This is a genomic window from Streptomyces sp. NRRL B-24085 (assembly GCF_001282115.1).
In the GTDB taxonomy this organism is placed as follows: Bacteria; Actinomycetota; Actinomycetes; order Streptomycetales; family Streptomycetaceae; genus Streptomyces.
Genome location: NZ_LJBR01000320.1, coordinates 1 through 9,252 on the forward strand (window position 1 = coordinate 1; position 9,252 = coordinate 9,252).

The 9,252-nt window shown below is 75.1% G+C and carries 8 protein-coding genes; 7 read left to right on the plus strand and 1 reads right to left on the minus strand.

What is annotated here, in order from left to right:
- The 5 genes from murJ to AOJ26_RS30455 form a co-directional block, all read left to right on the plus strand.
- A partial coding sequence (murJ, locus tag AOJ26_RS30435; protein ID WP_053851585.1) for a murein biosynthesis integral membrane protein MurJ occupies window positions 1–1,612 on the plus strand: 1,612 nt, incomplete at its 5' end.
- Complete coding sequence (locus tag AOJ26_RS30440; RefSeq protein WP_053851586.1) at window positions 1,602–2,354, plus strand: polysaccharide deacetylase family protein; 753 nt, start codon at window positions 1,602–1,604, stop codon at window positions 2,352–2,354. The genes murJ and AOJ26_RS30440, both read left to right, overlap by 11 nt.
- Before the next feature lies 1 nt (window position 2,355).
- The gene (locus AOJ26_RS30445; RefSeq protein ID WP_053851587.1) at window positions 2,356–3,501 is read left to right on the plus strand and encodes a glycosyltransferase; all 1,146 of its coding nucleotides are present in this window, start codon (window positions 2,356–2,358) and stop codon (window positions 3,499–3,501) included.
- Entirely contained in the window at window positions 3,498–4,157 is a 660-nt protein-coding gene (locus tag AOJ26_RS30450; RefSeq protein WP_053851588.1) for a lipopolysaccharide biosynthesis protein, read from the plus strand. Before AOJ26_RS30445 ends, AOJ26_RS30450 begins: the two co-directional genes overlap by 4 nt.
- Entirely contained in the window at window positions 4,154–5,251 is a 1,098-nt protein-coding gene (locus AOJ26_RS30455; RefSeq protein ID WP_053851589.1) for a GNAT family N-acetyltransferase, read from the plus strand. The genes AOJ26_RS30450 and AOJ26_RS30455 overlap by 4 nt, the downstream gene beginning before the upstream one ends.
- 19 nt (window positions 5,252–5,270) lie before the next feature.
- On the opposite strand, the gene AOJ26_RS30460 is transcribed toward AOJ26_RS30455, so the two are convergent.
- Window positions 5,271–6,560: a glycoside hydrolase family 26 protein gene (locus AOJ26_RS30460; RefSeq protein WP_053851590.1), complete on the minus strand. Its 1,290-nt coding sequence runs from the start codon at window positions 6,558–6,560 to the stop codon at window positions 5,271–5,273.
- A gap of 122 nt (window positions 6,561–6,682) precedes the next feature.
- On the opposite strand from AOJ26_RS30460, the gene AOJ26_RS30465 reads away from it, so the two are divergent.
- The gene (locus AOJ26_RS30465) at window positions 6,683–7,954 is read left to right on the plus strand and encodes a hypothetical protein (RefSeq protein ID WP_053851591.1); all 1,272 of its coding nucleotides are present in this window, start codon (window positions 6,683–6,685) and stop codon (window positions 7,952–7,954) included.
- The gene (locus tag AOJ26_RS30470; RefSeq protein ID WP_053851592.1) at window positions 7,954–9,237 is read left to right on the plus strand and encodes an FAD-dependent oxidoreductase; all 1,284 of its coding nucleotides are present in this window, start codon (window positions 7,954–7,956) and stop codon (window positions 9,235–9,237) included. Before AOJ26_RS30465 ends, AOJ26_RS30470 begins: the two co-directional genes overlap by 1 nt.
- Window positions 9,238–9,252: the final 15 nt, after the last annotated feature.

A 9,252-nucleotide genomic window follows, 5' to 3' on the forward strand; every position in this document is an offset into this window, starting at 1 on the left:
CCCCGGACTTCCCCCCGAACTGCCCCCCGTCTCCCGCCGTTTCCTCGCCAAGGCCACCGCCGTCACCGCCGCCCTGTCCGTCGCCGGGGCGCTCCTCGGGCTGGTGCGGGACCAGTCGCTGGCCCGGCTGTTCGGGGCCGGCAGCGGGACGGACGCCTTCCTGGTGGCGTGGACCGTGCCGGAGTTCGCGGCCACGCTGCTCATCGAGGACGGGCTGGCCTTCGTGCTGATCCCGGCGTTCAGCCTGGCCCTGGCCCGGCGTGCCCAGGGCGCCCCCGGCGACCCGGTCCGGGCCCTGGTCGCCGCCACCCTGCCCCGCCTGGCCCTGGTCTTCGTCGCCGCCTCCGCACTGATCGTCGCCACCGCCCCCTACCTGGTCGAGGCCCTGGCGCCGGGTCTGCCCGACCCCGCCCTGGCCGTGGACTGCACCCGGCTCACCGCGACCTGCGTGCTGAGCTTCGGGCTCGCCGGGTACTGCAGCGCGGTGCTGCGGGCGCACCGGCGGTTCCTGATGCCGGGCGCGATCTACGTGGCGTACAACGCCGGGATCATCACGGCGATGTTCGTGCTGGGCGGCGCCTGGGGGGTGCGTTCGGCCGCGGTGGGTGTCGCGGTGGGCGGTGCCCTCATGGTGGTGGTGCAACTCCCCGCCGTGTGGCGGCGGTTGCGCCACTCGCCGGTGGGCCGGGAGGCGCCCGCCGAGAGCCCGGACCGGGCGGTGACGCTGGCGCTCGTCGCCACCGTCCTGCTCTTCGCGCTGTGCCGGCAGTCCCAGGTGCTCGTCGAGCGCTTCCTCGCCTCGCCGCTGCCCGCCGGGGCCATCTCGCACCTGAACTACGCGCAGAAGGTCGCCCAGATCCCGATGACCCTGTCGCTGATGCTGTGCACGGTCACCTTCCCGGTGGTCGCGCGGGCCCTGGCCGACGGTGACACCGAGCGGGCCCGCACCCGCGTGGAGCGGGACCTGGCGCTGGCCGCCTGCACGGTGCTGCTCGGCGCGGCCACGGTGATCGCGTGCGCCCCGCAGATCATCGAACTCCTCTTCCAGCGCGGCGCGTTCACCGCCCGGGACACCGCGGCCACGGCGGGCGTGATGCGCGTGTACGCCCTCGGGCTGCTCGGCCAGACCCTGGTCGGCGCGCTGATCCGCTCGTACTTCTCGGCGGGCCGCCCCACCTGGTACCCGGTCTGCGCGATGGCCGTGGGAATCGTGGTCACCTCGTCGGCCGGCGCCTGGGCGGTGGGCGTCTGGGGCGTGTCCGGGATCGCCGCCGCCAACGCCGCCGGGATCACCGTGACGGCGTCGCTGCTGCTCGCCGGCATGGGGACGACGTACCGGGGCGCCGCGCGCGGCATCCCCGTCCGCACCCGGCAAGTGCTCGCGGAGCTGAGCCGGCCGGTGTGCGCGGCCGCGGCCGCGACGCCGGCGGGCTGGCTCGTCGCCGGCCGCACCGCGGATCCGCTGCCGGGGCTCCTGGCGGGGGCGGCGACCGCGACCGCCGTGTTCGTCCTGCTCGGCCTGGCCCTGGGCGCCCAGGGCTTCGCACCCGCCCTCCGTTCCGTACGGGCGGCCGCCCGTACCCTCACCCGAAGGCTCCCGCATGGCCGTTGACTCCGCCGGCACCCGCACGGCGCCCCGCCCCGGTCCCGCTCCCTGGGTGGCGATGTACCACTCGGTGACGGACTGCCCGGACGACCCGTACCGCATCACCGTCACGCCCGACCAACTGGAACGGCAGCTCAGATGGCTCGCCCTGCGGGGTGTGCGGGGCGTGTCCATGGCCGAGCTGCTGGCCGCACGCGCGCGCGGCGAGGGCCGGCGGCTGGCCGGGCTCACCTTCGACGACGGCTACGCCGACTTCGTCGACCACGCCCTGCCGGTGCTGCGCCGGCTGGACTTCGGCGCCACCCTCTTCGTGCTGCCCGGCCGGCTCGGCGGGGACAACGCCTGGGACCCGCTGGGGCCGCGCAAACCGCTCCTGACGGCGGACGGCATCCGGCAGGCGGCACGGGCGGGCATCGAGATCGGTTCGCACGGGCTGACGCACATCGACCTGACGACGGCGGACGACCTCCGGCTGAAGACGGAGGTCGTCGAGAGCCGGGCCGCCCTGGAGGACCTGCTCGACGCGCCGGTGGAGGGCTTCTGCTACCCCTACGGCACGGTCGACCAGCGGGCCGTCGAGGCCGTCCGGAGCGCCGGGTACCGCTACGCCTGCGCCATCGACCCCGGCCCGCTCACCGGCCCGCTCGCCCTGCCCCGCCTGCACATCGGACAGAACGACGGCTCCGTACGCCTGTTCCTGAAGTACCGGCTGCACCGGCTGCGGCGGCGCCCCGTGGAAGGTCTGTGACATGAGGGCCCTGCACATCATCACCGGCCTCGGTGTCGGCGGCGCCGAGCAGCAACTGCGGCTGCTGCTGCGCCACTTGCCCGTCGACTGCGAGGTCGTGACGCTCACCAACCCGGGCCCGGTCGCCGACGGGCTCGCCGCGGACGGGGTGCGGGTCACGCACCTCGGCATGGCCGGCAACCGCGACCTGGCCGCGCTGCCCCGGCTGGTCCGGCTCATCCGCCGGGGCGGCTACGACCTCGTGCACACCCACCTCTATCGCGCCTGCGTGTACGGCCGGCTCGCCGCGCGCCTCGCGGGGGTCCGGGCGGTCGTGGCCACCGAACACTCGCTCGGCGACTCGCAGATGGAGGGGCGCAGGCTCACCTCGGGCGTCCGGGCGCTGTACCTGGCCAGCGAGCGGCTCGGCCGGTCCACCGTCGCGGTGTCCCCCACGGTCGCCGACCGGCTGCGGCGCTGGGGGGTGCCCGCCCCGCGGATCGAGGTCGTCCCGAACGGCATCGACCTGGCCCGTTTCCGCTTCGACCCGGCACGGCGGCTGCGCACCCGCCAGCGGCTCGGGCTGCCGGAGACGGCGTACGTCGTCGGCGGCATCGGCCGTCTCACGGCGGCCAAGCGGTTCGACGTGCTCATCCGCGCGGTCGCCCAACTCCCCGACAACTACTGGCTGCTGCTGGTGGGCGGCGGACCGGAGGAGCACGTCCTGCGGCGCACCGCGCACACGGCCGGGGTGGCGGACCGCGTCCTGTTCACCGGCGAGCGCCCCGGCGTCCCCGACGGCTCCCCGGGGCCCGACCTCCCGTCGCTCACCTCCGCGATGGACCTGCTCGCCTCGCCGTGCCCGGAGGAGGCGTTCGGCCTGGCCGTCGTGGAGGCCCTGGCCGCCGGACTGCCCGTGCGCTACGCCGCCTGCCCGGCGGTCGAGGACCTGCCCCCGCACTCCGCGCCGGCCGCCCGCCGGGTGGCCGGCGGCGCGGACGCGTTCGCCCGGGCGCTGGCGGCGGCCCGCGCCGAGGGCCCCCTGCCGCGCACCGCGCCCGACGCCGCCCACCACTACAGCATCGCCCGCAGCGCCGCGCTGCTCATGGACGTCTACGCGGCGGCCCACTCCTCGTCCCCGTCACCTCACGGAGTCAGTTCCCGATGACCGAGAATCCCACCGGCCCCCGCCGCCCGTACCGCGCCCTCACCCGTACGAGGTCGTCGCTGCCGGCCTGGTCCCTGCTCGCGGCCGGTGTCCTCGCCGGCGGTCTGGTCGGCGGTACGTACGGCCTGGTCAGGACGCCGACGTACACGGCCACCAGCTATCTGGTCGCCGTACCGACCGAGCGGTCCGACTCCGCGACCGCACTGGGCTTCGCGCAGGCCTACGGCCGGGTCGCCACACAGCTCGCGGTGCTCGGGGACGCGCAGGTGTGGGCAGGCGTGCCGGTGAAGACGCTCCAGTCGAGCGTGCAGACGGCGACCTCCCCGGACGCGCCGATGGTCGCGGTCACGGCGACCTCCTCGCGCCCGGACCTGGCCGCCGACATGGCCAACGCCGTCTCGCGCGCGCTGACCCGGCACGCCGACGACTCCCAGGCCGACACCCATGTCGAGCTGCGGCAGTTCGCCCGCGCCACCCGTCCCGGCGGGCCGTCCTCGGCGTCGTCCGCGGTGACGGGCCTGGTCGGGGCGAGCGCGGGCGGTCTGCTCGGCGGGCTGGTGCTGCTGGTCCGGCCCCGGCGGGCCGCGGGCGAACCCGTACGGCCGCCGTCCGTGCCGAGCCCGGCCACCGCCGTCGACGTCCACGGGCAGCCGTGACGTACTCCGTGGAACTCGTCACCGACGACACCGCCTTCGCCGAACTCGCCCCGGACTGGGCCCGGTTGTACGGCAGGTGCGCGGCGGCGACCCCGTTCCAGAACCACGCCTGGCTGCACTCGTGGTGGCTGTCCTACGGCAGCCGCGGCCGGCTGCGCCTCCTGCTGGTCCGCGACGGCCGCGACCTCGTCGCCGCCGCCCCGTTGATGCGTGTCCGGCGCCCGGTGCCGACGCTGGTGCCGCTCGGCGGGGCGATCTCCGACTACGGGGACGTGCTGGTGGACGACGAGCGCGGCGAGGAGGCGGTGGCCGCCCTCACCGAGGGGCTCGCGGCGGCGGCCCGCACCGCGCTGATCGACTTCCGCGAGGTACGGCCCGGAGGCGCGGCCGAGCGGATCTACGAGCGCTGGCGCGGCCCGCGTCGCCGGGTGAGCGACTCGCTCTGCCTGGAGCTGCCCGCCGTACCGATGGACGATCTGGTCGCCCGGCTGCCCTCGGCGAAGGCCCAGCGGGTGCGGGCCAAGCTGCGCAGACTGACCGCGCTCGGCGTGCAGCGTCAGGTGGTGCGGCCGGAGGAGGTCGACACCGCGCTGCGGCGGCTGCTGGAGCTGCACCGGCTCCAGTGGCAGGGGCGGAAGGTGACGTCCGAGCACCTGCGGAGCCGGTTCTGCGACCACCTGGTGCGGTCGGTCGGGCCGATGGTGCGGTCGGGGGACGCCGTGGTCACCGAGTTCCGCCTCGGCGGGGACGTGGTGGCCGTGGACCTGACGCTGCTGTCCCGGCGACTGGCGGGCGGCTATCTCTACGGCGCCCACCCGCGGCTGCGGGAGAGCAAGGCGGACGTGGCGGTGATGCTGCTCGACGCGTGCGCCGAGCACACCCGGAGCGGCGGGCGCGGCACCCTGAGCCTGCTGCGCGGCAACGAGCCCTACAAGCATCACTGGCGTCCCGAACCGGTCGTCAACCAGCGGCTGTTGCTGGCCCGGCGCCGCACCGCCCCGCTGCTGTCGGCGACGCTGTGCGACGTGGCCGCCCGGCGGCGGGGCAAGGAACTGCTGCGACGCTGGAGGGAGCGCGGTGGCGACGGGCCGTGACCGACCCGCCGCCTCGGGTTCACCGGCTGCGCGACCACCAGTCGAAGCGCAGGCACAGCTTTCCGCCGAGCCAGTACTCGACCCAGTCGCCGAGTTGCACCGGCGAGCAGTTGGCCGGGGGCACGGGCGTGGCCGGTGCCGTCGGGGTGGCCGGTGCCGTGGGTGTCGTCGGTGTCGGGGCCGGGGTGTCCCCGCCGGGCTTGGTGGGCTCCGGGGCCGGGCCGTCGGTGCGGCCGAAGAGCACGGACCGGTAGACCTGCGAGGACCTGGGGTTGGCGGCGCACTGCCAGACCCCGTGCGGGCAGTAGTCGGTCACCGTGTTGTACAGCGGCTTGTGCTCGTCCATCCACGCCAGCATGCCCCGCATGTACGCGGAGTTGTCGCCGTTGCGGAAGAGTCCCCATTCCGGATAGGAGACGGGCTTTCCGTGCGCCTTCGCGAAGTCCACCTGGTGCTGGAGGCCGTACGGCTCCTTCACCTGCTCCTCGAAGGACAGTCCGCTCGGCTGGTCGTAGGAGTCCATGCCGATGATGTCGACCGTGTCGTCCCCGGGATAGCACTCCGTCCAGGGGACGGCGTCCCGGCCGCGGCTCGGAGCGAAGTCGAAGCGGAACTTCTGGCCCGGCACCGCGCGCATCGTGGTGACGATCCTCTTCCAGTACGTCTTCCACGTCTGCGGGTCGGGCCCGCAGCGGTGGGTGTACGTCGTGCCGTTCATCTCCCAGCCGAGGACGAGGACGGTGTCCGGCACCTTCAGCTCGACCAGTTGCTCGGCGAGCGCGCGGAAGTGGCGGTCGAACTCGCCGGCGGCGCCCCGGCGCAGCAGCCGCCGCACCTCGGCGTCGGAGACGTTCTCCTCGTTGCGCTCCATCATGGGCACGTTGAGGACGAGCATCCGGTCGGCCTGCCGGGTGCGCCAGTCCGCCCACACGTCGAGGAACCCGTACCGGCCCTCGATGTTGCTCCAGCGGTCGCCGGGCAGATAGGTGTGCCCGACGCGCAGCTCGGCACCGCCCAGCCAGTGACTGAGCTCGGCGATGCGGGCCACGCCGCGGGGCCCGTAGTCGAGGTAGGCGCCGAAGGCGGGCACGTTCTTCGCCGGCGGGACCGGTGGGACCGCCGGCACCGGTGGGGTGACCGTCGGCGTCGGGACCGGCGGGGTGAGCGTGGGTGTCGGAGCGGGAGGATCGGCGACCCGCGCCGTCCCCGCGGCGAAACCCGGACCCGAGGCCAGGACGACCGCCGCGGCGACCGCCGCCGTGGTGACCGCCAGTCGTCGGGAACGGGCTCCTCGCTGCTGTGAGGACATGCCTGCTCCTTTCTCTCCGATAACTGACACTCAGTCACATCAATATGACCATCGCCACCGCGGTTGCGGCTTTCGAGTGCACCGATCGCCCGCCCGAGTGAAACCAGCCGAAGGAAATGCCCGTGTCGCTGCTCGACACCCGCGTCCCCGCCGTTCTGCTGCGGATCGACCGGAACCCCTTTCACCACGGAACACTGGGGGCCGTACGCTCACTCGGCCGGGCGGGGGTCCACGTCCATCTCGTCGCGGACTCCACCGGAAGCCCGGTACGGGCATCACGGTTCGTACGGCAGATCCACCCCCCGCCGCCGCCCGGCGCCTCCCTCGGTGACATCGCCGTCGTCCTGCGCCGGATCGCGAACGGTGTGGCCCGTCCGGCCGTGCTGATCCCGATGGACGACGCGAGCGCCATCGCGGTGGGCCGGCTGCGGGACGAACTGGCCCCCGCCTACCTGCTGCCCCAGCAGCCGGGCTCGCTGCCCGAACGCGTGGCCGACAAGGCGGAGCTGGCCGAGGTGTGCGCGGCGGCGGGCGTGCCCCACCCGGAGACGATCGTCCCGGAGAGCGCGGAACACACCGTGCGCGCCGCCCGGGGACTGGGGCTCCCGGTGGTCGCCAAGTGGAGCCGGCCCTGGCTGCTGCCCCCGGGGACCGGGCTGCGCAGCACGGTCGTGGTCCGCTCGGCGCAGGAGGCGCGGGACCTGTACCTGCGGACCGGGGAGGCGGGCAGCCGGCTGCTGCTCCAGGCGTTCCTGCCGGGCGGACCCGACCGGGACTGGTTCTTCCACGGGTACGCCGACCGCTCCGGGGCCGTGTGCGGCGGCGGCCCCGGCGTCAAGACCCGGGCCTGGCCGCGCGGGGCGGGGCTGACGGCGGCCGGCCGCTGGACGCCCAACCCGCAGGTGCGGTTGCTCGCCGAGCAACTGGCGGGCGCACTGGGCTACCGGGGCATCTTCGACCTCGACTTCCGCCGCTGCGGCGCGACGGGGCGCTATCACCTGCTCGACTTCAACCCGCGCCCCGGGGCGCAGTTCCGGCTGTTCACCGACAGCGCCGGGCTGGACGTCGTACGCGCCCTGCACCTCGACCTGACCCACCGTCCGCTGCCGGACGGGGTGCCGCTGCCGGGGCGGGAGTTCGTGGTGGAGAACTACGCCCCGCTCACCGCGCTGCGGCCCGCCCCTCGCGCCGGCCGTGAGCTGGCCTGGAACGCGCGGGACGACCGGGGCCCCGGGCGGGCGCTGTGGGGCCTGTGGGCACGCCGGGTGGCGGACCGGCTGCTGGCTCGCGCCCGCGCCACCGCCCGCTTCACCGAGTCACCCCGCGCCCATTCCCCGGGCCTGTCCCACGACCTGTCCGGCACCGTCTGCGACGAGAAAGCGAGCAGTTGCTGATGTACGACCTGCTGGTGGTGGGCGCCGGGCCCTACGGCCTGTCCATCGCCTCCCATGCCGCGGCCGCCGGGCTGAGGCTGCGCGTCTTCGGCCGGCCCATGGCGTCCTGGCGCGACCACATGCCCCGCGGCATGTTCCTCAAGTCGGAGCCGTGGGCCTCCAACCTCTCGGATCCAAAGGGCCGTTGGCGGCTCGACCGGTACTGCGCCGACCGGCGGGCGGCGGCCCGGCACGGGGAGCCGATCCCCGTGGAGACGTTCGCCGAGTACGGCCTGTGGTTCGCGCGCAATGCCGCGCCCGAGGTCGACGAACGCACGGTGACCCGGGTGACCCCCTGCCCCGGCGGCTTCGAGGCGGTCACGGAGGACGGCCAGGTCGTGCCCGCCCGCACGGTCGCCCTGGCGGTCGGCGTGATCCCCTTCGTCGAGATCCCGCCGGCCCTGCGCGGCCTGCCCGCCTCCCTCGTCTCGCACAGCAGCCACCACCACGACCTCTCCCGCTTCCGCGGCCGGGACGTGACGGTCGTCGGCGGCGGCCAGGCGGCCCTGGAGACCGCGGCCCTGCTCGCCGAACAGGGCACCCGGGTAAAGGTGTTGGTGCGCGCCGACCGCCTGGTCTGGAACGACGTGCCACCGCCGTGGGAACGCCCCTGGTGGCAGTCGGCCCGCGCCCCGCACAGCGGCCTCGGCTGCGGCTGGCGCAACTGGTTCTACGCCGAACGCCCCGGCCTCTTCCACCGCCTCCCGGAGTCGACCCGGACCCGCCTCGCGGCGACGGCTCTCGGCCCGGCGGGCGCGTGGTGGGTGCGGGACCGGGTCGAGGGGACGGTGGAGGTACTGCCCGGCCACGAGGTCGCGGCGGCCCGGTCGGTGCGGGACGGGGCCGGGGTCCGGCTGGAGGTGGTGCACCGCGGCGGTGACGGGCCGGAACTGCTGTCGGCCCTGGAGACCGACCACGTCGTCGCGGCCACGGGGTTCACGGCCACCTGTGACCGGCTGACCCTGCTCTCCCCCGACCTGCGCGCCGCCCTCGTGACGAGCTCGCCCGGTTCACCCCGGGTGACCTCGGCCTTCGAGTCCTCGCACGCGGGCCTCTTCCTGGCCGGCCTGATCACCGCACCGGGGTTCGGCCCGGCGATGCGGTTCGTGCACGGGGCGGCCTACACGGCACAGACGCTGGTACGGGGGGTACGGCACCGGCTGCGGGCCGGGGGCGTGGGAGCGGCGGTCCCGGCGCCGGGAAGGCGGGGGCACAGCGGGGCGCCGACGGGTGCGCGCGGCTGACGGCCTCGGCGCTCG

Excerpts from the sequence above, each read along its gene's own strand:
- AOJ26_RS30440 (WP_053851586.1), top strand. The coding sequence starts at position 1,602 with ATGGCCGTTGACTCCGCCGGCACCCGCACGGCGCCCCGCCCCGGTCCC.
- AOJ26_RS30445 (WP_053851587.1), top strand. The coding sequence starts at position 2,356 with ATGAGGGCCCTGCACATCATCACCGGCCTCGGTGTCGGCGGCGCCGAG.
- AOJ26_RS30450 (WP_053851588.1), top strand. The coding sequence starts at position 3,498 with ATGACCGAGAATCCCACCGGCCCCCGCCGCCCGTACCGCGCCCTCACC.
- AOJ26_RS30460 (WP_053851590.1), bottom strand. The coding sequence starts at position 6,560 with ATGTCCTCACAGCAGCGAGGAGCCCGTTCCCGACGACTGGCGGTCACC.
- AOJ26_RS30470 (WP_053851592.1), top strand. The coding sequence starts at position 7,954 with ATGTACGACCTGCTGGTGGTGGGCGCCGGGCCCTACGGCCTGTCCATC.